16 protein-coding genes, 1 tRNA gene and 3 rRNA genes are annotated in these 25,399 nt (G+C 49.8%); all 20 read left to right on the top strand.

What is annotated here, in order from left to right; all coding sequences use genetic code 11:
* The first annotated feature begins 90 nt into the window (after positions 1–90).
* A complete protein-coding gene (gene nusB, locus M5E81_RS06060; RefSeq protein ID WP_009145022.1) occupies positions 91–555 on the top strand; it encodes a transcription antitermination factor NusB in 465 nt (154 codons plus the stop codon).
* Positions 552–1,508 carry a Kae1-like domain-containing protein gene (locus M5E81_RS06055; RefSeq protein ID WP_009145021.1) on the top strand — a complete coding sequence of 319 codons (957 nt, stop codon included), beginning with the start codon at positions 552–554 and terminating at the stop codon, positions 1,506–1,508. The genes nusB and M5E81_RS06055 overlap by 4 nt, the downstream gene beginning before the upstream one ends.
* The gene (gene xseA / locus M5E81_RS06050) at positions 1,501–2,706 is read left to right on the top strand and encodes an exodeoxyribonuclease VII large subunit (RefSeq protein ID WP_249747033.1); all 1,206 of its coding nucleotides are present in this window, start codon (positions 1,501–1,503) and stop codon (positions 2,704–2,706) included. The genes M5E81_RS06055 and xseA overlap by 8 nt, the downstream gene beginning before the upstream one ends.
* A 3-nt stretch (positions 2,707–2,709) precedes the next feature.
* Positions 2,710–2,967 carry an exodeoxyribonuclease VII small subunit gene (gene xseB / locus M5E81_RS06045; RefSeq protein WP_009145019.1) on the top strand — a complete coding sequence of 86 codons (258 nt, stop codon included), beginning with the start codon at positions 2,710–2,712 and terminating at the stop codon, positions 2,965–2,967.
* A complete protein-coding gene (locus M5E81_RS06040) occupies positions 2,967–3,842 on the top strand; it encodes a polyprenyl synthetase family protein (protein WP_009145018.1) in 876 nt (291 codons plus the stop codon). The genes xseB and M5E81_RS06040 overlap by 1 nt, the downstream gene beginning before the upstream one ends.
* A gap of 2 nt (positions 3,843–3,844) precedes the next feature.
* The gene (dxs, locus tag M5E81_RS06035; RefSeq protein ID WP_249747032.1) at positions 3,845–5,737 is read left to right on the top strand and encodes a 1-deoxy-D-xylulose-5-phosphate synthase; all 1,893 of its coding nucleotides are present in this window, start codon (positions 3,845–3,847) and stop codon (positions 5,735–5,737) included.
* On the top strand, positions 5,734–6,558 hold the full coding sequence (locus M5E81_RS06030) for a TlyA family RNA methyltransferase (RefSeq protein ID WP_009145016.1): 825 nt from the start codon (positions 5,734–5,736) through the stop codon (positions 6,556–6,558). The genes dxs and M5E81_RS06030 overlap by 4 nt, the downstream gene beginning before the upstream one ends.
* Before the next feature lies 1 nt (position 6,559).
* Positions 6,560–7,420 (top strand): NAD(+)/NADH kinase, encoded by an 861-nt coding sequence (locus tag M5E81_RS06025; RefSeq protein WP_009145015.1) that lies wholly within the window; start codon positions 6,560–6,562, stop codon positions 7,418–7,420.
* A gap of 411 nt (positions 7,421–7,831) precedes the next feature.
* Positions 7,832–8,281: an arginine repressor gene (argR, locus tag M5E81_RS06020; RefSeq protein ID WP_009145014.1), complete on the top strand. Its 450-nt coding sequence runs from the start codon at positions 7,832–7,834 to the stop codon at positions 8,279–8,281.
* Between the two features lie 15 nt (positions 8,282–8,296).
* The gene (gene recN / locus M5E81_RS06015) at positions 8,297–9,997 is read left to right on the top strand and encodes a DNA repair protein RecN (protein WP_249747031.1); all 1,701 of its coding nucleotides are present in this window, start codon (positions 8,297–8,299) and stop codon (positions 9,995–9,997) included.
* Between the two features lie 9 nt (positions 9,998–10,006).
* The gene (locus M5E81_RS06010) at positions 10,007–10,567 is read left to right on the top strand and encodes an NUDIX domain-containing protein (RefSeq protein WP_009145012.1); all 561 of its coding nucleotides are present in this window, start codon (positions 10,007–10,009) and stop codon (positions 10,565–10,567) included.
* Between the two features lie 140 nt (positions 10,568–10,707).
* Positions 10,708–12,399, top strand: coding sequence for a carboxylesterase family protein (locus M5E81_RS06005; RefSeq protein WP_249747030.1), 1,692 nt, complete (start codon positions 10,708–10,710; stop codon positions 12,397–12,399).
* Between the two features lie 26 nt (positions 12,400–12,425).
* Positions 12,426–14,252, top strand: coding sequence for an oligoendopeptidase F (gene pepF, locus M5E81_RS06000; RefSeq protein WP_249747029.1), 1,827 nt, complete (start codon positions 12,426–12,428; stop codon positions 14,250–14,252).
* An 89-nt stretch (positions 14,253–14,341) separates the two neighbouring features.
* Positions 14,342–14,428: transfer RNA gene (locus M5E81_RS05995), tRNA-Leu, on the top strand.
* 74 nt (positions 14,429–14,502) lie between these two features.
* On the top strand, positions 14,503–16,215 hold the full coding sequence (locus tag M5E81_RS05990) for a B12-binding domain-containing radical SAM protein (RefSeq protein WP_249747028.1): 1,713 nt from the start codon (positions 14,503–14,505) through the stop codon (positions 16,213–16,215).
* A 439-nt stretch (positions 16,216–16,654) separates the two neighbouring features.
* Positions 16,655–18,312 (top strand): 16S ribosomal RNA (locus M5E81_RS05985).
* Between the two features lie 234 nt (positions 18,313–18,546).
* Positions 18,547–21,452: ribosomal RNA gene (locus M5E81_RS05980) — 23S ribosomal RNA — on the top strand.
* 189 nt (positions 21,453–21,641) lie between these two features.
* A 5S ribosomal RNA gene (rrf, locus tag M5E81_RS05975) occupies positions 21,642–21,758 on the top strand.
* Together the 16S, 23S and 5S rRNA genes form the textbook arrangement of a ribosomal RNA operon.
* Positions 21,759–22,575: 817 nt before the next feature.
* Complete coding sequence (trkA, locus tag M5E81_RS05970; RefSeq protein WP_009144639.1) at positions 22,576–23,922, top strand: Trk system potassium transporter TrkA; 1,347 nt, start codon at positions 22,576–22,578, stop codon at positions 23,920–23,922.
* A 2-nt stretch (positions 23,923–23,924) separates the two neighbouring features.
* Entirely contained in the window at positions 23,925–25,382 is a 1,458-nt protein-coding gene (locus tag M5E81_RS05965; RefSeq protein WP_009144638.1) for a TrkH family potassium uptake protein, read from the top strand.
* Positions 25,383–25,399 lie beyond the last annotated feature (17 nt).

Below are 25,399 nucleotides of genomic sequence, written 5' to 3'. Positions count from 1 at the left end.
GCGGCAAAAGATAAGGCACCATCTGCCTAATCTGAATACATCATCATACAAGATATTTATTAAAATTTTTTATACAAGGAGAGTGTGCAAATGATTCGTAGACTTGCAAGAGAGGTTGCCTTACAGGCGTTATTCCAAATAGACTTTACCGGTAATGAGGTAGAACAGGCTGTTGACGCAGCTTTAGATGAGCATGAGGAGCTGCATCCGGAGGCTGCGGTAGACAAGGCTTTGGACCAGCATAAGGAGCTGGGGGCAGCAAGTGCCAGAAACTATGTTAAGAAGTATTCTATGGTGCTTGTTAACGGTGTTGTAGAAAACAAAGAAGCTATTGATGCGACTTTGAACAGCTGTGCAACCGACTGGACAGTAGAGCGTATGCCTGCTACCGACAGAAATATCCTGCGCGTAGCAGTTTTTGAAATGCGCCATGAAAAGCCTGCCCTGGCTGCAGGTGTTGCTATCAATGAGGCAGTGGAGATTGCCAAGGCTTATGGAACCGAAGAATCTCCGCGCTTTATTAACGGTGTTTTAGGTAAGCTGGCAAGAAAATGAGCCAAAAGGTTTATTTAGGCATTGATACCAGCTGTTATACTACCTCTGCCGCTCTTTTGGCGGAGGATGGCAGCCTGCTTGCCGAGGCCAGACAGATTTTAAGCGTTAAGCCGGGACGCTGCGGCCTGCAGCAGTCCGAGATGGTTTTTCAGCATACACGCAATCTGCCGCGCTTGGTGGAGGAGGTGTTTGCCGATAAGGACTGCACCTTGGCAGCGATTGGTGTCAGCGGTTATCCGCGTCCGCTTGCGGACTCCTATATGCCGGCGTTTCTTGCCGGCATGAGCGTTGCTCGCAGCCTGGCGGCTGCCTATAAGGTGCCGTTGGAGGTCATCAGCCACCAGGAAAATCATTTGGAGGCCGGTCTTTGGTCGGCAGGCGGTCCGCAGGCGGAGCGCTTTTTGCTGCTGCATGCCAGCGGCGGTACTACCGATTTGCTGCTGTGCGAACGCCGTGAAGACAGCCGTTATAACCTGACGCAGGTTGGCGGCAGCCTCGATTTGCACGCCGGTCAGTTTGTTGACCGCATCGGTGTGGCGTTGGGACTGCAGTTTCCGACAGGTCCGGCACTGGAGCAGCTTGCAGAACAGGCGGAGAAACCGCTGGAGCTGCCGGTGTCCGTGCGTAAGCTGGATGTGAGCTTATCGGGACCTGCAACTGCCGCTATGCGCAAGCTGGAGGCGGGGGCAAATGCTGCCTCTCTGGCCTTGGGTGTGGAGCATACGCTGGCGGAAACCTTTGCCCGTCTGCTGCGCAACGGTGCAGCGGCATATGGTGTGCGAGATGTTATTTTGGTTGGCGGCGTCGGCTCCAACAAGTACATCCGCAAGCATGTTGAAGAAAAGCTGGCGAAGCGCCGTGTGCGCCTGTGGGTGCCTGAAGGCCGCTTCAGCTGTGATAATGCCAGTGGCTGTGCCGCTGTTGCCTGGAGATTACATAAGAAAAATGACTGAAGCTGTTTATTCGGTAAGCGAAATAAATAATTTCATAAAGCATATACTGGAGCAGGAGCCGGAGCTGCGTAATCTGCAGGTTGTCGGTGAAATCTCTAATTTTAAGCGATATCCTTCAGGTCATTGCTATTTTACTTTGAAGGATGCTGGTGCGGTGCTCAAATGCGTAATGTTCCGCAGTAAGGCTGTTAATCTGCGCTTTCAGCCGCAGAACGGCGATACTGTTGTTGCCGTAGGGCGCTTGGCAGTCTATGAACGCGACGGCGTTTATCAGCTGTATACCGATTTACTGCTGCAGCAGGGCGTGGGCGATTTGATGCAGGCTTACGAAAAGCTCAAGCAGAAGCTGGAGCGTGCAGGCCTGTTTGCGCCTGAGCGTAAACAGCAGCTGCCGCTGCATCCGCGTACCGTGGGAATTATTACCTCTCCTGCAGGTGCCGCTGTGCGTGATGTCATAACAGTGTCACGCAGGAGAAATCAGGGCATAAAGCTGTTACTTTATCCTGTTAAGGTGCAGGGTGAGGGCGCTGCGGCGGAAATTGCCGCGGCTATAGAATTCTTTAACCGCAAAAAGCTGGCAGACGTTCTGATTGTGGGACGTGGCGGCGGTTCTATCGAGGATTTGTGGGCCTTTAACGAGGAAATCACTGTAAAAGCGGTGGCTGCCTCCAAAATCCCGGTAGTCAGCGCCGTAGGTCATGAAACAGATTTTACGCTGTGTGATTTTGCTGCCGACGTGAGGGCTGCGACACCGTCGCAGGCCGCGGAGCTGGTGGTGGCTGATGTTGAAGGCTATAAGCAACGCGTTGCCTATCTGGAGCAGCGTGCGCGCAGTCTGTTGTCGGCTTTGCTTACGCAGCAGCAGCGCAGATTGGACAACTTAGTTAATTCGTGGGCGTTGCGTGACCCGGAAAGGCTTTTTGCCGACCAGGCGCAGCGTCTTGATACTGCTTCGCGCAGACTGCGTGAGGCCTTAGAGCTGCATCTGCAGCAGGATGAGCATAAGCTGGCGCTGGCGGCGGCAAGGCTGGATAGCCTCAGTCCGCTGGCTGTTTTGGGACGAGGCTATTCAGTGAGCCAAAAATCCGATTATACGCTGGTAAGCAGTGTTGATGACCTCAGATGGGGCGACGAGCTGCTGACAACAGTAGCAGATGGTGTGATAACCTCAGTTGTGCAGCAGGTAGAAAGGCGGTAAAGGATGGCAACGAAAAAGATTGCAAAGAACATTAAGTTTGAAGATGCCTTAAGCGAGCTGGAAGCACAGGTACAGCTTCTGGAAAGCGGCGAGCTGCCTTTGGACAAGGCTCTGGAGGTGTTTAAATACGGTGTGGAGCTGAGCCGTGTCTGCAGCAGCAGACTGGAAACAGTGAAGCAGGAGGTTGATAAAATCGTTGTTACCGACAGTAACGACGTTGGCTATAAATTAGAAACATTCCAGGATTTGGAGGTAAAATAATGGATTTTAAAGCTTATTATGCTAACCAGCAAAAACTGGTAGAAAACTATTTGAAGAACAGAATTGCCAAAAAGGGTATTTCCAAGGTAGATGAAGCTATGGAATACAGCCTGATGGCAGGCGGTAAACGCATTCGTCCGATTCTGCTGATGGCTGCGGCAGAGGCTGTGGGCAGCAAGGGCTACAATTATTTGCCCGTGGCTTGCGGTCTGGAAATGATTCACACCTATTCTCTGATTCACGATGACCTGCCGTGCATGGATGACGATGATTATCGCCGCGGCCGTCTGACCAATCATAAGGTTTTTGGTGAAGCTATGGCAGTGCTTGCCGGTGACGGCCTGCTCACTTTGGCATTTGAGGTAATGCTGGAACAGAAGAATGTTGATCCTAAAGTTTTGATTGAAACTGTACGCGAAATGGCTATGTGTGCCGGTAACTTCGGTATGGTTGGCGGCCAGGGCCTTGATTTGGAATTTGAAGGCAAAAAGATTACGCCGGAGGAGCTGCGCAAACTGCATGCGGGCAAGACCGGTGCGCTTTTTATTGCTGCTATTCGCGGCGGTGCGCATCTGGCCGGTGCTAATGACCAGCAGCTTTTGGCTCTTACCAAATTTGCTGATTTGCTGGGACTTGCCTTCCAGATTACCGACGATATCCTTGATGTCGAAGGTACTGAGGAGGAGCTTGGCAAGCCGGTAGGCAGCGATGCCAAGAACCACAAATCTACTTATGTAACACTGTACGGCCTGCAGGCAGCACACGAGTTGGCAGAAAAGACTGTGGCAGAGGCTTTGGAATGTCTGGAAATGTTTGGCGAGAACGCAGAGCCGTTACGTGAAATTACTCGCCTGATGACTGACAGAAAGAAGTAATTATGGCAGAGAATAAATTTTTAGATAAAATTAATTCACCGGCTGATGTCAAAAAGCTTTCCGTGCCGCAGCTGGAGCAGCTGGCTAAGGAAATCAGACAGCTTTTAATCAGCGTTATTTCGCACACCGGCGGCCATTTGGCGCCGAATCTGGGCGTGGTAGAGCTGACTTTGGCCTTGCATAAGGTTTTCAATACGCCGGAAGATAAGATTATATTCGACGTAGGTCACCAGGCCTATATCCATAAAATTATCACCGGACGCAGGGAGCAATTTCCTACGCTGCGTCAATACGGCGGTCTTTCCGGCTTTCCTAAGCGCAGCGAAAGCGAGCATGATGCCTTCGGTACCGGTCATTCCAGTACATCTATTTCCGCTGCTCTGGGCATGGCCTGCGCCCGCGACCTGCAGGGTGAGGATTATAATGTCGTAGCCGTTATCGGCGACGGCTCCATGACCGGCGGTATGGCTTTTGAGGCGTTGAACAACGCCGGTATGCTGCATAAGAATATGATTGTCGTGCTCAACGATAACGAAATGTCTATTTCCAAAAACGTGGGTGCGATGAGCGAATATCTTTACCAGCTGCGTACAGGCGAAACCTATAACAAAATTAAAAATGATATTGAGGGCTGGCTCAAAAATATGGAATTCGGCAGTGATGTGCTGAAGGCTATCCGCCGCCTGAAGGGCAGCGTAAAATACCTGATGGTGCCGACCTCTATTTTTGAAGAGCTTGGCTTTACTTATTTGGGACCGGTTGACGGACATGATCTGGATGGCCTGCTGGATGTGCTGCAGGCTGCAAAAAAGATTGACGGACCGGTTATGGTACATGTGCTGACGAAAAAGGGCAAGGGCTATAAGCCTGCCGAGGAAAGCCCCAATAAGTTCCACGGTACAGGCCCCTTTGATATTGCTACCGGCAAAAAGATTACTAATCCGAATGCACCCGTAAGTTATACCGAGGTTTTTGGTAAAACTTTGACTAAACTGGCTGATATCGACGATAAAATCGTGGGTATTACTGCTGCGATGCCTGACGGCACCGGCTTGAATATTTTTGCCGAGGCGCATAAGGATCATTTCTTTGATGTTGGTATTGCCGAGCAGCATGCGGTTACTGCGGCTGCAGGCATGGCTGCTGCCGGAATGAAGCCTGTGGCGGCAATTTATTCTACCTTCATGCAGCGTGCTTATGACTCCATCATGCACGATATCTGCATGCAGAAGCTGAACGTAACGCTGTGTCTGGACCGTGCCGGTCTTGTGGGTGATGACGGCTATACGCATCATGGCGTTTTTGACTACGCTTATCTGCGCAGCATTCCTAACATGACCATTATGGCGCCGAAGGATGAGAATGAACTGCAGCACATGCTGAAAACAGCGCTTGATTTTGACGGACCTGTTTCCGTGCGCTATCCGCGCGGCAGCGGTGTGGGCGTTGCGCTGGATACGCAGTGGCAGGATTTGCCGATTGGTAAGGCAGAGGTGCTGCGTACAGGCAAGGATGTCTGCTTCTGGGCGATTGGCAGCATGGTGCAGACTGCTCTTGATGCAGCGGAGCTGCTGGAAGCGCAGGGAATCAGCGCAGGTGTTGTGAATATGCGTTTTGCCAAACCGCTGGATGTTGAACTCTTGCGTGAGCATGCGCAAAGCTACGGAAAGATTATTACTCTGGAAGAAGGCGTACTGGCAGGCGGTGTCGGCAGCGCAATTCTTGAAGAGCTTAATGAAAATAAATTGCTGGAGCAGTGTGAAGTACGTTGCTTCGGCATTCCTGACGAATTTGTTATGCATGGCGACAAAAAGCTGCTGTTCCGTGATTTGGGACTGGATACGCCAACCATTGCTGCCAAGGCTGCAGCATTTGTAAAGGGTGAAGAAGAGTGAAAAAAGAAAGACTTGATGTTCTGTTAGTTAACCGCGGTATGTTTGAAAGCCGTGCCAAAGCGCAGGCTGCGGTTATGGCAGGACAGGTATTGGTCAATGAACAGAAAATAGATAAACCGGGGACACCGGTAGCACCGGAGGTTACTATCCGTCTGCTGGGCAATAAGCTGCCCTATGTAAGCCGCGGCGGCCTGAAGCTGGAGAAGGCTTTGCAGATTTTCCCCATCAGCGTAGAAGGCAAGGTTGTTGCCGATATCGGTGCTTCTACCGGTGGTTTCACCGACTGTGCGCTGCAGAATGGTGCGGCGAAGGTTTATGCGATAGACGTGGGCTATGGTCAGCTGGCGTGGAAGCTGCGCAACGATGAGCGCGTAGTGAACATGGAGCGTACCAACGTGCGTTATCTGGAAGCAGACAGCCTGCCCGAGCAGGTTGATGCTGCTACCATCGACGTAGCTTTTATTTCGCTGGATAAAATTTTGCCTGCGGTCCATAAAATTCTCAAGCCTGAAGGCTTTGTAGTGGCTTTAATCAAGCCGCAGTTTGAAGCAGGCAAGGAAAATGTCGGCAAGAAGGGCGTTGTACGTGATGCTGCCGTGCATGAGCAGGTTATCAATAACGTTATCAGTTTCGCCAAGAGCGAAGGCTTCGGTATTGCCGGTCTGGATTTTTCTCCTATCAAGGGACCTGAGGGTAACATTGAATATTTGCTGCACCTGACGCTGGGTGACGACGATGCCGTAAGCAGCGAGCAGGTAGCACAGCTTGTAGGCCGCAGTCATGGCGACTTAGATAAGAAAGCAGAAAAGACAGAGGCATGAGATGCAAAAGAAACGTTTAGGGATTTTTCCTAATCTGGGTAAAGAAAACGTCCGTATCGCTCTGCCGGAATTTGTTCAGCTCTGCAAGGACTGGGGACTTGAACCGGTGCTGCCTGAGGAGGTGGCGCAGCAGTATGGCGTGAGCAGCTACAATAAAAGTGAGCCGCAAACGCTGAAAACACTGGACTATGGTGTTAGTCTCGGCGGTGACGGTACACTGCTGCAGATGGCGCGTCACCTTGCGCCACTTGATGTGCCTGCGTTCGGTATCAACTTCGGCAAGCTGGGATTTTTGGCAGAGATTGATTTGCAGGGTATGTATAAGGCTATCAGCCGTCTGGCACAGGGCAACTATACGCTGGAAAGCCGCAGTCTGCTGCAGGCCAGAGTTATCTGCGGCGATAAGCTGCTTGCTACGGCGCATGCGCTCAACGATTTAGTTCTGGCTAAGGGCATGTTCAGCAAGCTGGCGCATATGATGCTTTTTATTAACGGACGTTTATCCGGTAAATATGCGGCAGATGGTCTGATTATCGCAACGGCAACCGGTTCTACGGCATATTCTCTCTCAGCAGGCGGACCGCTTGTTATGCCGGAGCTTGATGTCAGCGTCATTACTCCTGTCTGCGCACATTCGCTGACGAACAGAGCGCTTGTTATTCCTATGTCGGAAACAATAGAGCTCAGGCCGATTCCAGGCAGTGAGGAAATGCTGCTTTCGGCTGACGGCGAAAATGTTATAGAGGTGCCTAACGATACCAGTGTGCATATCGCCAAATCGCCTTATGAGATGAAGTTTGTAAGACTTACGCGACGCGATTATTATCAGACTTGGCAACAAAAATTAATGCGCAATTTATAGGCGGCGCACGATAATGCACCATATACTTCATCAGGGCCCTCGACGTAGCAGTAGTACGCCATCGTCGCCCTTCTTCGTCTCCGGTACCTTCTCGTGTGCCGTGACGTAAACGAAGGATAGATGTACAGGGCGTAGCGGCGCATGATAAGGCGCTAGCGTATACGCCATCAGATCTCTTCAACGTAGCAGTAGTACGCCATCGTTACCCTTCTTTGTTTCTGGCACCTTCTCGTGTACTGTGACGTAAACGAAGGATAGATGTACAGGGCGTAGCGGCGCATGATAAGGCACCGTATACGTCATCCATAAATAAATACGTAAGGCATTACTATAAATCATAACCTTTATAGAAGTATCATGATTATAGGAAAGTACGACATAGAAATATTTTGCTTTTAGAGGTGATTGACTATGAAAATGACCAGACACGCTAAAATTAAAGAGATTATTGACAACAATAAAATTGAAACGCAGGAGGATTTGGCTTCCGCTTTACGTCATCAGGGCATTGATGTTACGCAGGCTACGGTTTCGCGTGATATCAAGGAACTGATGCTGGTCAAGGTGCCGGATGCCAACGGACATTATCACTATGCTTATCCGAAGGAGCACAGCTCGATGCTGACCATGGAGCGTCTGGAGCGTACCTTCAACGATTCTATCGTAAGTGTACGTGCTTCCGACAGCATGGTGGTAATCCGCACGCTGCCGGGCACAGCGCAGGCTGTTGCCTTTGCCGTAGACTACATGAAATGGCCGGAGATTCTTGGTTCTATTGCCGGTGATGACACCGTTTTCATTGCTCTGCCAAATAAAGAAGCTGTAATCACTCTGCTGGAACGCTTCAAGAATTACAGATAAGCGAGGCAAGGGATTATGCTGCAATCATTGCATGTTCACAATTTTGCACTATTAGAGGACGCGCATGCTGATTTTACCCCCGGCTTCAATGTTTTTACAGGCGAAACCGGTGCCGGTAAATCTATTCTGATAGATGCCTTTGGCATGGTGCTTGGCGGGCGCTCTTCTGCCGATTATGTGCGCAGCGGTACTGACGGACTGTGGGTGCAGGCTGTTTTTGACGTGAGCGGTCAGCAGGAGATTAAAGCGCTGCTGGCGGAGCACGGTCTGGAGCCGGAGGAGGATTTATTTCTGAAGCGTCAGATAAGTGCTGCGGGCAAGAGCCGCGCTTATATCAACGGCGTGCAGGTGCCTTTGGCTGTGCTGAAGGCTATCGGTGCGCGTTTGGTGGATATTCACGGCCAGCACGAGAACCAGGCCTTGCTGAAGCCGGATGCGCCGCTGCATCTGACAGATGCTTTTGGCGGTTTGAAGCTGGCGCAGGCACTGCAGGAGTATAAGCAGCTTTACAGCGAGTATACTGCTGCGGTAAAGCATTTGAGCAGTTTGGAGCAGGAAAATGAGCAGCAGGATTTGCTGCTGGATCGTTACGCCTGGGAAATCAAGGAGATTTCGGACGCTGCCTTGAAGCCTGGTGAGGAAGATGGCCTGGAGGCGGAGGCACGCCTGCTGCAGAACAGTGAGCGCATTATGAAGGCTGTTGACAGCTCTTATCAGCAGCTTGATGAGGAGGACGCGATTCTTTCGCGTCTGGCGCGAGTGCGCGACCAGCTGCAGTATGCGGCACGCTACGACAGCCGTCTGGCGCCGTTGGCAGAGTGTGCTGACAGTGCCTGGATCAGCTTGGACGATTGCCGCACGGAGCTGAGCGAATATATGGCAGGCAGTGAGTTTAACGGTGAGCGTGCAGCGCAGGTACAGCAGCGCCTTGATATTATTTACCGTCTGCAGAAGAAGTACGGCGGCAGTACACAGTCGGCGTTGGAATATCTGCAGCAGACGCAGGAAAAGCTGGAACAGCTGCAACAGATTGCAAAGCTCTTAGAGCAGGCGCAGAAGGCGGTAGCGGAAGCGGTTGTGCGTTTGGGACGTGCTGCCGCAGTGCTGACGCAGTTGCGTGAAGCCAGCGCCAAGGCGTTGGCGCAGCGTATTACGCAGCATATCCGCGATTTGGCGATGCCTAACGGTGTGCTGCAGATAAAGTGCGGTCAGCTGGATAAGTTTATGCCGCTGGGCCGTGATGAGCTGAAATTTATTTTCAGTGCGAATATGGGCGAACCGCTGAATGACCTGGAAAAGGTAGCGAGCGGCGGCGAGCTGAGCCGTATTGCTTTGGCGGTTAAGACTGTGCTGATGAACAGCGGCGATGTTGCTACGATGGTATTCGACGAGATTGATACCGGTGTCGGTGGCGTTACGGCGCAGAAGATGGCGGAAAAAATTGCTGCTATTTCCGGTGTCGGCCAGGTGCTGTGTATTACGCATCTGCCGCAGATTGCTGCCTTTGCGGATAATCATATTCATATTGAGAAGCAAAGTACTGACGGACGCACGGTAACGCAGCTGACAACGCTTGATTATAACGGACGTCTGCAGGAGCTGGTGCGCATGACGGCAGGCGCAACTGCCAGCAGGGCAGCCTTTGAAAGTGCTACCGAGCTGCTGCAGGGTGCGGAGCAGATAAAAAGCAGCTTGAAGCAACTGCAGGAGAAATGAGGTAAGATAATGCTGAAAAAATTTCATGAGGCGGCTTTAGATGAAATATATGTACCTGGAAGCAATGAGGAGGTCTTTAGCGGCCGCCTGCTGAAGGTGCAGCGTGACCACGTAACGCTACCGAACGGTAATGATACAACGCGTGAATATATCCGTCATCCGGGGGCAGTGGCGATTGTACCAGTGCTGGCTGACGGAAGCGTGGTGCTGGTAAAGCAGTGCCGTTATCCGCTTGGTACATTGCTGTGGGAGATTCCGGCAGGCAAGCTTGACCATGGTCCGGATGAGGATCCTGCGGAGTGCGCGAAGCGTGAGCTGAGCGAGGAAACAGGCTATGACGCAGAGCATTGGCAGCAGCTGATCAGCATTGCGACTACGCCGGGATTTTCTGATGAGATTATCCATTTATATAAGGCCTGGGGACTGCAAAAGTTTGCTCAGCATACCGATGAGGACGAATTCATCGGCGTGCAGGCCTTTACTCCTGCAGAGCTGCGTCGCATGGTTGCCGACGGCGAGCTGTATGATGCCAAAACCCTGTGCGCTCTTTATGCTGCTAAGGTAATTTGAAAAAGTCAATCACAATAGTTATTTGAGGCTGCTGAGAAGGCAGCCTCTTTTTTCGTGCCGTAGCTTGTCAAGCTGGCGCTACTTCTTTATAATAGAAAGTAAGTGTTTAATAAATTTCTATGAGGGAGCAGATGATATAGATGAAAAAGATGCAATATGTGGTTGCTTCGCTGCTGGCGGCAAGCGTTTTTACAACTGCTGCTGAGGCTGCCAATTTTAATAATGAAGTAAAAACCCAGCAGGGTGTTGTTGCCGGTGCTTATGACGACAAGCATCAGGTAGTACAATGGCTGGGTGTTCCGTATGCGCAGCAGCCGACGGGCGCTGACCGCTGGCGTGAGGCGCAGCAGGCTAAAAAGCATAAGGGAATTTTGGACTGCACCAAGGCTGCACCGGCGAATATCCAATACAACGGCAAAAAGGTGCTTGGGCAGGAGGGCATGCTGACGTTGGATATTGTGCGCCCGGATACGCAGGAAAAGAATCTGCCGGTACTGGTTTATATTCACGGCGGCAATAATCAGGCCAGCAACAGCCATCTGATGGAGGGCAACAGGCTGGCGCAGGAAGGCAACATGGTTTATGTTTCCGTACAGTATCGCCTGGGACTTTTTGGCTTTAATAATCTGCCTGCTCTGGCAGATGGTAACAAGAAGGAACAGAGCGGTAACTTCGGCTTCCTTGACCAGGCTGCAGCCTTGGACTGGGTACGCGAAAATATCAAGGAGTTCGGTGGTGACGCCAAGAATATTACTGTTTCCGGTTTTTCCGCCGGTGGACGTGATGTTATGGCGATGCTGATTTCGCCTGTTTTCAAAAATAAATTTGATAAGGCTATTTCCTTCAGCGGCGGTCTGACTGTTGCCGATGCTGCCAAGAGTCAAAAAACTATCGCGCAGAAATTAGCACCGATGGTGGTAGAGGATGGTAAGCAGAATAACCTGATTAACGCCGAAAACTGGCTGCTTAGTGACAACGGCAAGGATAAAAAGGCTGTGCGTCAATATCTGCAGGCAATACCGGCAGAGCGTCTGGCGCCGGTGATGGCAGGCGCTGTCATCCGCATGAGCGCATTTCCGCATCTTTACGGCGATGGAGAGGTGCTGCCGGTAGAAGGCTTTGCTACGAAGCATTACTACAGCGTACCGCTGCTGATGCTGGCAAGTGCTGACGAGTTCAGCTCCTTTGCTGCACGTGATCCTTTCTTTAAGGATCGTCTTGGCTTAATCAACAACGATTATAAGACTACGAGTGAATTTAAATTTGCCAATAAATACGGCAGTGCTTTGTATGGCTTCTTCAACGGCCAGCAGTCTGCCGAGGTTTTGTATCCGCATTATAAGGCAGATATGTATGTCTGCAGCTTTGCCTTTGCTCATACTGCTGACGTTGTCGGCAAGGAATATATGGTGCGTAACGGTGCGTTGCATGGCATCTTCCAGCCCTTCCTGACGGATCAGGGCTACGGCTATACCAAAAATACCGATGCCTTTGAGCAGGCAGGCTCCAAGGAACTGAGCAAAGCATTTATTGATTCGATTGCAGCCTTTGTGCGTACCGGTAATCCTAATACTTCGGCTTTGGGAACAACGTGGCAGGCATGGAATCCCACCTACCGTCCGGAACTTGTATGGGATGCCAACCGTCAGCATGCACGCATCAGCAGTATCAACAGTAGAGTAAGCTATGCCGGCATTTTGGCAGAGATGGCTAATGACAAGAGCATCAATGAGCAAAGCAAAAATTATATCATTCATAATGTGCTGAACGGACGCTGGTTCAGTGACGAGCTGGATGCTCAATACGGCAATCCCAGCCTGTGGCCTAAATAAGCAGTTTTATAAGGAGCTGATTGATAATGACAGAAGAAAAAAATACTACTCCGCTTCATGGCAGCAATGTTGCCAGAGAGCAGATTCCGACAGCCTGCAAATGGCATATAAGCGATATATATGCCGGTGAAAATGATTGGCAGGCGGCCTGCAAAGAATATAAGAGCAAGCTGCCGCAGCTGCAGGCTATGCAGGGCCAACTGAATACTGCAGCCGCAGTCTGTGCAGCCTTAAAGCTGCAGGAAGAGTTGGCAAAGCTGCTGGATAAGATTTACGCTTACGCACGCTTGCAGCAGGATGCGGATAATACGGACCAGAAGCTGCAGGCGCTCGCAGGCGAGGCTGAAGGTATGGCGGCAGCCTTCAGTAACGCTAATGCTTTTGTAGAGCCGGAAATGCTGGCCTTAGGTAAGGAAAAACTGCTGCAAATGCTGGACGAAGAGCCTGCATTGGCAGAATACCGTTTTTATATTGAAAATATGGTTCGTTTATCAGACCATGTTTTGTCTGCAGATAAAGAGGCTGTTTTTGCGCAAAGCCATTTGGCAACAGGCACGGCGGCAGCGGCCTTCCGCGCACTTGTGAGTGCCGATATGCAGTTCCCGGAGATTACCGACGGCCAGGGCAATAAGGCAAACGTCAGCGAAGGCTGCTATCTGCTGAATATGACATCGCCTGACCGTGTGCTGCGTAAAAATTCCTTTACCGGCCTGATGAATACCTATCATCAATACCGCAATACCCTGGCAGCAACGCTCACAGGCTCTGCGCGCACCGGATATTTTTATGCTACCGTGCATAACTATAAAGATACACTGGAAGCAGCGTTGGCAGAGGATAATATTCCGTCCAGTCTTTACGACGGACTGATTGATACTGTGCATGATAATTTTGCACCGCTGCATGAATACATCCAATTAAAGAAGGATGTACTTGGAGTAGATGAATTCCATTACTATGATATGTATATGCCTATTTCCACCGCAGGCGATAGCTTTGCCTGCAGCTTCCCGGAGGCCTGCGCTAAGGTTGAGGAGGCACTGGCACCGTTGGGCAAGGAATATCTGACGGCACTCCACAAAGGCATGACCGAAGGCTGGATTGACGTTTACGAAAACAAGGGCAAGCGCTCCGGTGCATATTCCTGGGGCGTGTACGGCGTGCATCCCTTTGTGCTGCTCAATTATCAGGCGCGCTACAACAGCATTTCTACCATCGCGCACGAAATGGGCCATGCTATGCACAGCTATTTCAGCAGCCAGGCACAGAGCTACGTTAATTCGGAATATACGATTTTCTGCGCTGAGGTTGCGTCCACGACGAACGAAAACCTGCTCTTGGAGCATACCTTGAAGCATGCTACGGCGGAGCAGAAGATTTATCTTTTGAATCAGTTTTTGGAGGCAGTGCGCACAACAGTCTACAGACAGGTGCAGTTTGCGGAATTCGAAAGATATATTCACGGCGAGATCACAGCAGGCCGTTCACTGCAGGCCGAAAAGCTGGAGGAATACTGGCTGCAGAGCAACAGGGATTACTATGGCCCGGCGCTGACTGTGGACAAGGAACTGGCAAGCGAATGGTCACGCATACCGCACTTCTACACGCCGTTTTATGTGTACAAGTACGCAACAGGCTACAGTGCAGCGACCGCCTTCGCCAGCGCAATTTTAAGCGGCGAAGCGGGAGCGGTGGAAAAATATCTGGGCTTCCTGCATGCGGGCGGTAGCGATTATTCTCTGAACATCCTGAAGAACGCCGGCGTGGATCTGAATACGCCGCAGCCTGTAACCGTAACTTTGCAGAAGTTTGCTGCTAAGCTCAAGGAGCTGAAGGCACTGTTGGGAAAGTAATCCTCTCTATAAGAATTTTTAAATAAGGCTATTGACAAAGCTTTAAGAAACGAGTATAATTATTATTGTTCCGAGTGATTGGAACTTATGCCGAAGTGGCGGAATTGGCAGACGCACTTGACTCAAAATCAAGCGGGTTCACGCTCGTGCCGGTTCGAGTCCGGCCTTCGGCACCAGTAAATTTAGGCTCTACAATTTCGGTTGTAGAGCTTTTTCTGTATTTGTGGTTAAAAATTTGAGGAGCAAGGAAATGCAAGTAGTATTAAGCGCAATTAACAGTAAATATATTCATACGGGTCTTGGCCTGCGCTACGTCGGCGAATATGCCAAAACGCAGGGACATGAGGTAACACTGATAGAAGAAACTATTAACACGCCTATTTTGGCGGTGCTGGAAAAAATCATGGCAGTGCCGGCGCAGGTTTACGGATTTTCGGTACATATTTGGAACAAGCCGTTCGTATTTAAGCTGATCCGTATGTTGCGCAAGCTGCGTCCGCAGGCTGCAATCGTGATTGGTGGACCTGAGGTAGCATTCGATGCGGAGAGAATTTTTGTGGAACTGCCGCAGGCAGACTATATCGTGCAGGGTGAGGGCGAGCTGGTATTCAGCGAGCTGCTGCAGTATTTGGCTGGCGGTGGCGCTGTCTCTCAGCATATTGCGTATCGCGAAGGGGAGCAGGTGAACCTGAACGGAGGCATTACTGTAATAGAAGATATGTCCCTGCTGCCGTTTCCGTATCCTGATCTGGAAAAAATGCTGGCAGAGCATAAAATAGTTTATTACGAATGCACGCGTGGCTGTCCTTTTAATTGCGCTTACTGTCTGTCCAGCATTTCGCGCTCTGTGCGCAAGCGTCCGCTGGAGCTGGTGCTGCGCGATTTGGACCGCTTTATCGCTGCAGGTGTGCCGTTGGTGAAGTTTGTCGACCGTACCTATAATTTGGACGAAAAATACTTTCTGCCGATGATGCAGCATCTGGCGCAGGCTGATACAAATGCTACCTTTCACTTTGAAATTAAGGCCGATATACTGTCAGAGCGCGTTATGGATTTCCTGGCGACGGTGCCTAAGGGACGTTTCCAACTGGAAGTCGGCATTCAAAGCACGCATCAGCCTACATTAAAGGCCATCAACAGGCAGGATAACTGGGAGAAGCTGGCAGCAAATGTCAAACGTCTGCTGTCCTTCGGTAATATGCATATCCATGTTGATTTGATTGCCGGCCTGCCTTATGAGGATTTGCCGACCTTTGCTAAATCCTTTGATGATGTTTACGGTTTGGGTGCGGATATGCTGCAGCTGGGCTTTTTAAAGGTTCTGCCTGGTACGCAGATGCGCAGGGAAACAGAGCAGCATGATTTGCGTTATATGGATGAACCGCCTTATGAGATTTTGGCGACTAAGTATATGCCATATGAGGATATGCTGTATTTGAAGCACTTGGATAATATTCTGGACCAGACGGCCAACAGCGGTGGCTTTAAGTATACGCTGAGGGCATTGCTGCGTGCTTCCGGTATGACGGCATTTGCTTTTTATAAACAGCTGACGCAGTGGTGGGTGAAGGCAGGCTTCTATCCGCAGACGCATAATGATAAGGGTGTCGCAGCTATCTTAAAGCAGTTTATAGAAGAAAACTATGTAGAGCAGCAAACGGAATTGCTGGAGATTCTGCGTTTTGACGTATTCTGCGAGATACCGCAATGGCGTCCGGAGTGGCTGAAGTGGCAGACGGAGGCAATTTTTGAGGTAGTTTCTGCTTTTTGGCGTGATGAGGAAAAGGTGCGTCGATATATTCCTGCATATAAATTCAGCAGCTGGCGACAAATCCATAAGTTGTATCCGATTGAATTATTTAAAGCAGACTGGGAAACCGGTAATGCAGAAGAAATTTTTGTGATGTTGGATAACAGCGGCGAGCAGCAGAAGCTGATTAAGCTGCCAATTGAAGTAAAATAGAATAGTATTAGTACAATAAAAAACGAGCTGGCGAGAGAAAAAATTCTTGAGTCAGCTCGTTTTTTTGGAGAAATATACGCAGATTTTACCGTTTTTCGGTAGAAATTTTAACTTTTTTTGAGATTTTTTTGAAGAAATTTTAGGTGCTTTAAAGCGTGTATACATGATACTTCTTTTGAATACAGAGCCACGTGTTTCACGAAAAAATGTTAAAAAGTAACAAAAAAGATGTTGACATAATGCAGGTCACATGGTATTATATACAAGTCGACGCGATACGGCAACAAAACAAAAGCCAAAGTCGCTAGGCACTGAACCTTGAAAACTGAACATTGAACCTAGAAAAAAGCGAATGTGCGGGTCGAGCGTGAAAACGCAAGACCAAGTCAAATAACTTCTTTTTTAAATAATAAGAGCTAGATTAGTTCTTCAATAAACTTTATTGGAGAGTTTGATCCTGGCTCAGGACGAACGCTGGCGGCATGCCTAACACATGCAAGTCGAACGGAGAAAGTTCAACACCAAGTATTTCATCCGCTGAAGTGTAGCGGTAAAAATTGCGAAGCAATTTTTACTACGCATTAAAAGCATGAACTAACACGGTGGTTGAAGTATTAGGTGTTGAACTTTCTTAGTGGCGAACGGGTGAGTAACGCGTGGGCAACCTGCCCTCTAGATGGGGACAACATCCCGAAAGGGGTGCTAATACCGAATGTGACAGCAATCTCGCATGAGGATGCTGTGAAAGATGGCCTCTATTTATAAGCTATCGCTAGAGGATGGGCCTGCGTCTGATTAGCTAGTTGGTGGGGTAACGGCCTACCAAGGCGATGATCAGTAGCCGGTCTGAGAGGATGAACGGCCACATTGGGACTGAGACACGGCCCAGACTCCTACGGGAGGCAGCAGTGGGGAATCTTCCGCAATGGGCGAAAGCCTGACGGAGCAATGCCGCGTGAGTGATGAAGGAATTCGTTCCGTAAAGCTCTTTTGTTTATGACGAATGTGCAGATTGTAAATAATGATCTGTAATGACGGTAGTAAACGAATAAGCCACGGCTAACTACGTGCCAGCAGCCGCGGTAATACGTAGGTGGCGAGCGTTGTCCGGAATTATTGGGCGTAAAGAGCATGTAGGCGGTTTTTTAAGTCTGGAGTGAAAATGCGGGGCTCAACCCCGTATGGCTCTGGATACTGGAAGACTTGAGTGCAGGAGAGGAAAGGGGAATTCCCAGTGTAGCGGTGAAATGCGTAGATATTGGGAGGAACACCAGTGGCGAAGGCGCCTTTCTGGACTGTGTCTGACGCTGAGATGCGAAAGCCAGGGTAGCGAACGGGATTAGATACCCCGGTAGTCCTGGCCGTAAACGATGGGTACTAGGTGTAGGAGGTATCGACCCCTTCTGTGCCGGAGTTAACGCAATAAGTACCCCGCCTGGGGAGTACGTCCGCAAGGATGAAACTCAAAGGAATTGACGGGGGCCCGCACAAGCGGTGGAGTATGTGGTTTAATTCGACGCAACGCGAAGAACCTTACCAAGGCTTGACATTGAATGACCGCTCCAGAGATGGAGCTTTCCCTTCGGGGACATGAAAACAGGTGGTGCATGGCTGTCGTCAGCTCGTGTCGTGAGATGTTGGGTTAAGTCCCGCAACGAGCGCAACCCCTATCCTATGTTACCAGCGGGTAATGCCGGGGACTCATAGGAGACTGCCAAGGACAACTTGGAGGAAGGCGGGGATGACGTCAAGTCATCATGCCCCTTATGTCTTGGGCTACACACGTACTACAATGGTCGGCAACAGAGGGAAGCAAAGCCGTGAGGCAGAGCAAACCCCAGAAACCCGATCCCAGTTCGGATTGCAGGCTGCAACTCGCCTGCATGAAGTCGGAATCGCTAGTAATCGCAGGTCAGCATACTGCGGTGAATACGTTCCCGGGCCTTGTACACACCGCCCGTCACACCACGAAAGTTGGTAACACCCGAAGCCGGTGGGGTAACCGTAAGGAGCCAGCCGTCTAAGGTGGGGCCGATGATTGGGGTGAAGTCGTAACAAGGTAGCCGTATCGGAAGGTGCGGCTGGATCACCTCCTTTCTATGGAGTACATGAACGGGGAAACTTGTTCGTACGACAAGTCGACGCACATTCGCTTAGGTTGATGTTTAGTTTTGAAGGTTCAAAAAACCTTCTATTGTACCTTGAAAACTTCAAACAGAAGAATAAAAGTCCTTGTTGTTGATGAGATGACAAGGCACCTCTAATCAATGCGAAAGCAAAGAGAATGAGTTAACGAGATCTAGGAACGCAAAGTTCTTAGTAAGCTGAAAAAGTCAAGCTACTAAGGGCATACGGCGGATGCCTAGGCGCCATCAGCCGATGAAGGACGCGGTAAGCTGCGAAAAGCTACGGGGAACTGCAAGCAAGTATTGATCCGTAGATGTCCGAATGGGGAAACCCACCTGCCGTCATGGGCAGGTATCCGAAAGGAAGGGAACCCGGGGAACTGAAACATCTAAGTACCCGGAGGAAGAGAAATCAAACGAGATGCCCACAGTAGCGGCGAGCGAAGAGGGCAGAGGGCAAACCGGTGAGCTACGGCTCGCCGGGGTTGAGGACTGCATTTAGTCTCAATGGTCTATCCGAACTACCTGGAAAGGTAGGCAATACAGTGTAAAAGCCACGTAGGTTAAAGACCGGAGAGATGAGCAGTATCCAGAGTACCACGAGGCACGAGGAATCTTGTGGGAAGCCGGGGGGACCACCCTCCAACCCTAAACACTGAATGGCGACCGATAGCGCATAGTACCGTGAGGGAAAGGTGAAAAGAACCCCGGGAGGGGAGTGAAAGAGAACCTGAAACCGTATGTCTACAAGCAGTCGGAGCGAAAGCGACGGCGTGCCTATTGAAGAATGAACCAACGAGTTACGTGCACTAGCGAGGTTAAGTGGAAGACACGGAGCCGAAGCGAAAGCGAGTCTTAAGAGGGCGGATAGTTAGTGTACGTAGACCCGAAACCGCAGTGATCTACCCATGTCCAGGTTGAAGCGCAGGTAAAATTGCGTGGAGGACCGAACCTGTGAGCGTTGAAAAGCTTTAGGATGAGATGTGGGTAGAGGTGAAATTCCAATCGAACGCGGAGATAGCTGGTTCTCCCCGAAATAGCTTTAGGGCTAGCCTCAAGTAGTAAGTATAGGCGGTAGAGCACTGATCGGGCTAGGGGCCATAAAGGTTACCGAACCCTGTCAAACTCCGAATGGTTATACTGTAGAGCTTGGGAGTCAGACTACGAGTGATAAGATCCGTGGTCAAAAGGGAAACAGCCCAGACCACCAGCTAAGGTCCCCAATGTCGTACTAAGTGGAAAAGGATGTGGGGTCTCTAAAACAACCAGGATGTTGGCTTAGAAGCAGCCACCATTTAAAGAGTGCGTAATAGCTCACTGGTCGAGAGACCCTGCGCCGAAGATTACCGGGGCTAAAGTACGAAACCGAAGCTGTGGCTACGACATATGTCGTGGGGTAGGGGAGCGTTCTGTGAGGGCTGAAGTCGTTCTGTAAGGAACGGTGGACTTCACAGAAGTGAGAATGTTGGTATGAGTAGCGAAAAGAATGGTGAGAATCCATTCCACCGAAAGCATAAGGATTCCTGGGCAACGATCGTCGTCCCAGGGTAAGTCGGGACCTAATCCGAGGCATGGAGCGTAGGAGATGGACAACTGGCAGATATTCCAGTACCGGTAATGATTGTTTGAGCGATGGAGTGACACAGGAGGGCAGGCAGGCAGGAGATTGGTTGTTCCTGTACAAGCGTGTAGGATGGGACGCAGGCAAATCCGCGTCCTGTGAGTCTGAGGCGTGATGTGGAGGTTCCGGAAACGGAACTGAAGCTGCTGACCCCACACTGTCGAGAAAAGCTTCTAGTTAGAGAATTACCGCCCGTACCGTAAACCGACACAGGTATGCGGGGAGAGAATCCTAAGGTGCGCGGGAGAACCCTCGTTAAGGAACTCGGCAAAATGTACCCGTAACTTCGGGATAAGGGTAGCCGCTGTTGTGAAGTCTGAACAGACGGAGCATGAGGCGGTCGCAGAGAAGAGGCCCAAGCGACTGTTTACCACAAACACAGGTGCCTGCTAAAGAGAAATCTGACGTATAGGTGCTGACACCTGCCCAGTGCCGGAAGGTTAAGGAAGGATGTCCGGAGCAATCCAAAGCATTCGACCGAAGCCCCGGTGAACGGCGGCCGTAACTATAACGGTCCTAAGGTAGCGAAATTCCTTGTCGGGTAAGTTCCGACCCGCACGAAAGGTGTAACGATTTGGGCACTGTCTCAACGAGGGACCCGGTGAAATTGAAGTACCTGTGAAGATGCAGGTTACCCGCGACTGGACAGAAAGACCCCATGGAGCTTTACTGTAACCTGACATTGGGTTCTGATACATCACGTACAGGATAGGTGGGAGGCATGGAAGCGAGGACGCTAGTCTTCGTGGAGCCGCCGTTGGGATACCACCCTTGATGTATCGGAATTCTAACCGTAGGAGTAACGAAACTCGGGACAGTGTCAGGCGGGCAGTTTGACTGGGGCGGTCGCCTCCCAAAGAGTAACGGAGGCGCCCAAAGGTTCCCTCAGCGCGGCCGGAAATCGCGCGAAGAGTGTAAAGGCAGAAGGGAGCTTGACTGAGAGCCAAACACGGCAATCAGGTACGAAAGTAGGGCTTAGTGATCCGGTGGCATCCAAGTGGAAGGGCCATCGCTCAACGGATAAAAGCTACCCTGGGGATAACAGGCTAATCTCTCCCAAGAGTCCATATCGACGGGGAGGTTTGGCACCTCGATGTCGGCTCATCACATCCTGGGGCTGAAGTCGGTCCCAAGGGTTGGGCTGTTCGCCCATTAAAGTGGTACGTGAGCTGGGTTCAGAACGTCGTGAGACAGTTCGGTCCCTATCCATCGCGGGCGCAAGAGATTTGAAGGGGGCTGCTCCTAGTACGAGAGGACCGGAGTGGACGAACCAATGGTGTACCAATTATCTCGCCAGAGGTATAGTTGGGTAGCTACGTTCGGAAAGGATAAACGCTGAAAGCATCTAAGCGTGAAACCAGCCTTAAGATGAGATCTCTCATAGAGCAATCTAGTAAGACACCTTGGAGAAGACGAGGTTGATAGGTCGGGAGTGTAAGTACAGTAATGTATTCAGCGGACCGATACTAATATGTCGAGGGCTTGACTTGAAGCAAGGACCCGATTTGTCGCAAGCAAAGCGAAGCGAGAAATCGAAAAGGTCGTGCAAACATCGAAAACAGCGACTGAATAAGGAGCGGTTTTTGATGAAGAAGTCAGCTTAAACAAAACGTTAAAAAGAACTTAACGGTTCATTCTTCTGTTGAAGTTTTGAGGGTACAAACCTCAAAATTAAATAATCCGGTGGTGATGGCTAAGGGGATCCACCTGTTCCCATCCCGAACACAGTAGTTAAGCCCTTATACGTCGAAAGTACTTGGCTGGAAGCGGCCTGGGAGGATAGATAGCTGCCGGTTAGAAAAAAGACATGTCATGTGACATGTCTTTTTTCTTTTACCGTCAGCCATCTTATGACCAACGGCGGGGCTGGCTGCCCAACCGCCACGTCTAAAGGAGCTATGCGACGCATAGACGTGTAAGCGGCGAGGCGTATCGACGAGCTGATGTAATCAGCTTGTCGATTGAGGATAGAATCTACGATTATGCAGTAAAGTCGGTAGCGGCAACTTCTTAATGAAGTATTGCTGCAAGGAGTATTTTTGGAGGGATAGATAGCCATGCTTGAAGGAGCAAAGTGATGCACAAGCATGGATTAAGCTTTCTACCTTATTTTCTCTATTCGCGAGAGTATATCGTTTCAGTCAACAGCAATTTATTAACTCAAATTTCGTGTGGAATCAAGACGAAGTGTCGCAAAACTCGCGCTATGCAAAGAGATTTTACTATAGTAGATAGCTTAGCGCTCAGACAGTGCGACACTTAGCGGTTCGTGTCAAACCAATCAGCTTCGCTCTTCGAGCTTGCTTCTTGGGACACTATCGCATGGCGCGCATGAGCCAATCAGCATCGCCCTGCGTACTCACTTCTTGGATGCGCACGCAAGAATGCAACACTTCGATGATTCCGGACACTTATTCGCTGAAATTGCTCTTCCTTGCACGATATATCTCTTGCTCAGTTTACTATGATAACAGCCATCTTACATATTATTAATACTTTGTCAACAGCGTCAAAATTGCATCTGTCGACGTTTAAGGCTATTTGTGTTATAATATAGAGCAGTATTTGAGTAATAGAGATTAACGGATTTCCCGTATTAAAGGAGTAACTAAAATGCGTATTGTAATAGCTGGTGCAGGCAAGCTTGGCTTTAGTATTGCACAGCTTTTAGCTGAAGATCAGTTTGATGTAGTAGTTGTAGAAATCGACCCCAAGCGCAAGGACGTCATCCAAAATACTTTGGACGTACTGGCGATTGAAGGCAACTCCTGCAACCCTACTACCTTTGCTGATCCTGATATCAGTGCTTCCGATGTGCTTATCGCCTGCACAGATAGTGATGAAGTAAATATGGTGACCTGCCTGATGGCCAAGAATCATGGTATTAAGCATACCGTTGCCCGTATCCGCAACGTGGATTATGCTATCCATTCGCCGGAAATGCTTAAGGATGATATGAAAATTGACCTCGTAATCAATCCTGAGCGTATTACCGCAGGTGAAATCGACCATATTCTGATGACACCCTCTGCATTGAACGTAGATGACTTTGCTGACGGCAAGGTGCGCATGTTCGAAGCTAAGGTGAAGGAGGATTCTCCAATCGTTAATATACCGCTGAAGGATTTGAATATTCCTAAGGATATCCTGATGGCCATGGTTTTCAGACGTCATCAGATGATAATTCCTCATGGTAATGATTACGTAATTCCGGGCGATAACGTTTACTTTGTAGGCAAGCATGAAGCAATCCGTGAGTTTGAAAATTCCTTCTCCAATACTTATGAAAAGCTGGAGAAGGTTCTCATCATCGGTGCAGGCCGCACAGGTCGCTTTTTGGCTCCCATGCTGGAAAAGCAGGGCATTCAGGTAAAGGTTATCGAAAAGGATAAGGACCGTTGTCAGCTTTTGGCTGCTAAGCTGAAGCGAGGTCTGGTTTTGTGCGGTGACGGTACCGATATCGACCTTCTGATTGAAGAGGGCGTTTCGGAAGCAGATGTTGTTATCTGCCTAACTGAGGATGATAAGCTGAACCTGTTGCTGGCACAGCTTGCCAAGCATCTGGGCGCACGCAAAACTATCGTGCGTGTTGCGCGTAACGAATATATTGAGCTGATGGAAAAGGTTGGCGTAGACATCGTACTGTCTTCGCGTCTTTTGAGTGCAGGCGAGGTGCTGCGTTTCGTCCGCAAGGGTGGTATTGTATCAGTATCCCTGCTGGAGGGCGCACAGGCCGAGGCTCTGGAAATCATCGTCGGCGAAAACAGCGATGTAGACGGTGTGGCAGTGCGTGATATGAACCTGCCGCCGGAATGCTTGCTGTGTGCTATTGTACGTGGTAATGAAGCCTATATTCCTAATGGTAATACTGTACTGCATGCCAATGACCGTGTTATTCTCTTCATTAAAAGTGAATTTTCCAAGACTACAGTACCGTTATTTGAAGGCCGGGGCGCTTAACTATGGATTCAAGGCTTGTTAACCGTTTATTAGCCAAGCTGACAATAGCATTTTCCTGTGTATTGCTGGTGCCACTGATTGCTGCATTACTTGCAGATAGGGAGCATATATGGATTTTTATATTTACGCTGATTACAACGAGCACTATCGCTTCGCTTTTTAACCTCTTTGGCAGCAGAAGACCGCGTCAGCGCCTGCGTGTGCGTGAAGCCATTGCGGTCGTAGGCTGCGGTTGGCTGCTTGTCTGCCTGATGGGTGCGCTGCCGTATTTGTTTTTAAATCCGGCGGATCCGATTGCAGCGGTTTTTGAAAGTGTTTCCGGTTTTTCTACTACCGGTGTTACTACCGCACTTTCTTTTAACGATTTTCCGCCCAGCATCCGTGTCTGGCGTTGCTTAACGCACTGGACAGGCGGTATAGGCGTTATCATGTTGTTTATTATCATCATGCCGCAGATGAACAGCGGTACAAGCTACCTGTTCAACGCAGAGCTTCCGGGCGGTACGGCTGAACGTACTCTGCCGAAGATCAAGGAATCTGCTATGATGATTCTCTTAATCTATGTTATTTTAACAGCAGTGGAAGTTGCTTTGCTGTTGCTTGCAGGCTTGCCTATATTTCAGGCATTGAACCTGGCGTTGGCAACTATGGCGACAGGCGGCTTTTCATATTATCACGACAGCCTGATCTCCTTCAGGTCTGTTTATGTCGAGATTATTGCTATTGTTTTTATGCTGATTGCCAGCATGAACTTTTCTTTGTATTATAAAATCTGGCGTGGTGACTGGGCATCCGTGCGTCAGGACAGCGAACACAGATATTATCTGTTGATACTCACAACAGCGGCTGCACTTATCTGTGGCAATCTGTATTTTTCCGGTTATATGGATTTTAACGGCGCTCTTCGTCACAGTATTTTCCAGGCTGTGTCTATCGGTAGTACAACAGGTTATGCGTCTGATGACTATAACAACTGGCCAAGCTTCAGCCGCAGCGTTCTGCTGATGCTGATGTTCATCGGCGGCTGCAGCGGTTCAACCGCAGGCGGCATCAAGATTACACGTCTTGTTATTCTGCTGAAGGCAGGCTGGGCGGAGCTGTTGCGTACCCTGCACCCGCGCATTGTTTATTCCATCAGAATGGGTGAGCGCGAAATCAACCCGATTATCGTCGGTAATATTACGCGTTTTTTCTTCCTGTATATTTTGGTATTCATTGTGCTGACTATCCTGATTTCCCTGTCGGGGATACCGATAATGGAATCAATGGGCTTGATTGCTGCCTGTATGAGCAGTGTAGGTCCGGCCTTCGGCATTGTAGGCCCGACGTCTACCTATAATAGCCTTTCGGATTGGGCACGTTTCATCAGCATTTGGGCGATGATTTTGGGACGTCTGGAAATTTTTACGCTGCTGGTTATCATGCGCCCGGATTTTTGGCGCGATAAGCAGAATTGGTAACGGCAGGAGGTATAGAA

It is taken from the genome of Phascolarctobacterium succinatutens (genome assembly GCF_023497905.1).
Taxonomy (GTDB): Bacteria; Bacillota; Negativicutes; order Acidaminococcales; family Acidaminococcaceae; genus Phascolarctobacterium_A; species Phascolarctobacterium_A succinatutens.
Note: the sequence above shows the minus strand (reverse complement) of the source record. Positions and strands in the feature narration are given on the sequence as shown.

What these genes read in the sequence shown, in the direction of transcription:
- nusB (WP_009145022.1), top strand. Translation starts at nt 91, where the DNA reads ATGATTCGTAGACTTGCAAGAGAGGTTGCCTTACAGGCGTTATTCCAA.
- M5E81_RS06055 (WP_009145021.1), top strand. Translation starts at nt 552, where the DNA reads ATGAGCCAAAAGGTTTATTTAGGCATTGATACCAGCTGTTATACTACC.
- xseA (WP_249747033.1), top strand. Translation starts at nt 1,501, where the DNA reads ATGACTGAAGCTGTTTATTCGGTAAGCGAAATAAATAATTTCATAAAG.
- xseB (WP_009145019.1), top strand. Translation starts at nt 2,710, where the DNA reads ATGGCAACGAAAAAGATTGCAAAGAACATTAAGTTTGAAGATGCCTTA.
- M5E81_RS06040 (WP_009145018.1), top strand. Translation starts at nt 2,967, where the DNA reads ATGGATTTTAAAGCTTATTATGCTAACCAGCAAAAACTGGTAGAAAAC.
- dxs (WP_249747032.1), top strand. Translation starts at nt 3,845, where the DNA reads ATGGCAGAGAATAAATTTTTAGATAAAATTAATTCACCGGCTGATGTC.
- M5E81_RS06025 (WP_009145015.1), top strand. Translation starts at nt 6,560, where the DNA reads ATGCAAAAGAAACGTTTAGGGATTTTTCCTAATCTGGGTAAAGAAAAC.
- argR (WP_009145014.1), top strand. Translation starts at nt 7,832, where the DNA reads ATGAAAATGACCAGACACGCTAAAATTAAAGAGATTATTGACAACAAT.
- recN (WP_249747031.1), top strand. Translation starts at nt 8,297, where the DNA reads ATGCTGCAATCATTGCATGTTCACAATTTTGCACTATTAGAGGACGCG.
- M5E81_RS06010 (WP_009145012.1), top strand. Translation starts at nt 10,007, where the DNA reads ATGCTGAAAAAATTTCATGAGGCGGCTTTAGATGAAATATATGTACCT.
- M5E81_RS06005 (WP_249747030.1), top strand. Translation starts at nt 10,708, where the DNA reads ATGAAAAAGATGCAATATGTGGTTGCTTCGCTGCTGGCGGCAAGCGTT.
- pepF (WP_249747029.1), top strand. Translation starts at nt 12,426, where the DNA reads ATGACAGAAGAAAAAAATACTACTCCGCTTCATGGCAGCAATGTTGCC.
- M5E81_RS05990 (WP_249747028.1), top strand. Translation starts at nt 14,503, where the DNA reads ATGCAAGTAGTATTAAGCGCAATTAACAGTAAATATATTCATACGGGT.
- trkA (WP_009144639.1), top strand. Translation starts at nt 22,576, where the DNA reads ATGCGTATTGTAATAGCTGGTGCAGGCAAGCTTGGCTTTAGTATTGCA.
- M5E81_RS05965 (WP_009144638.1), top strand. Translation starts at nt 23,925, where the DNA reads ATGGATTCAAGGCTTGTTAACCGTTTATTAGCCAAGCTGACAATAGCA.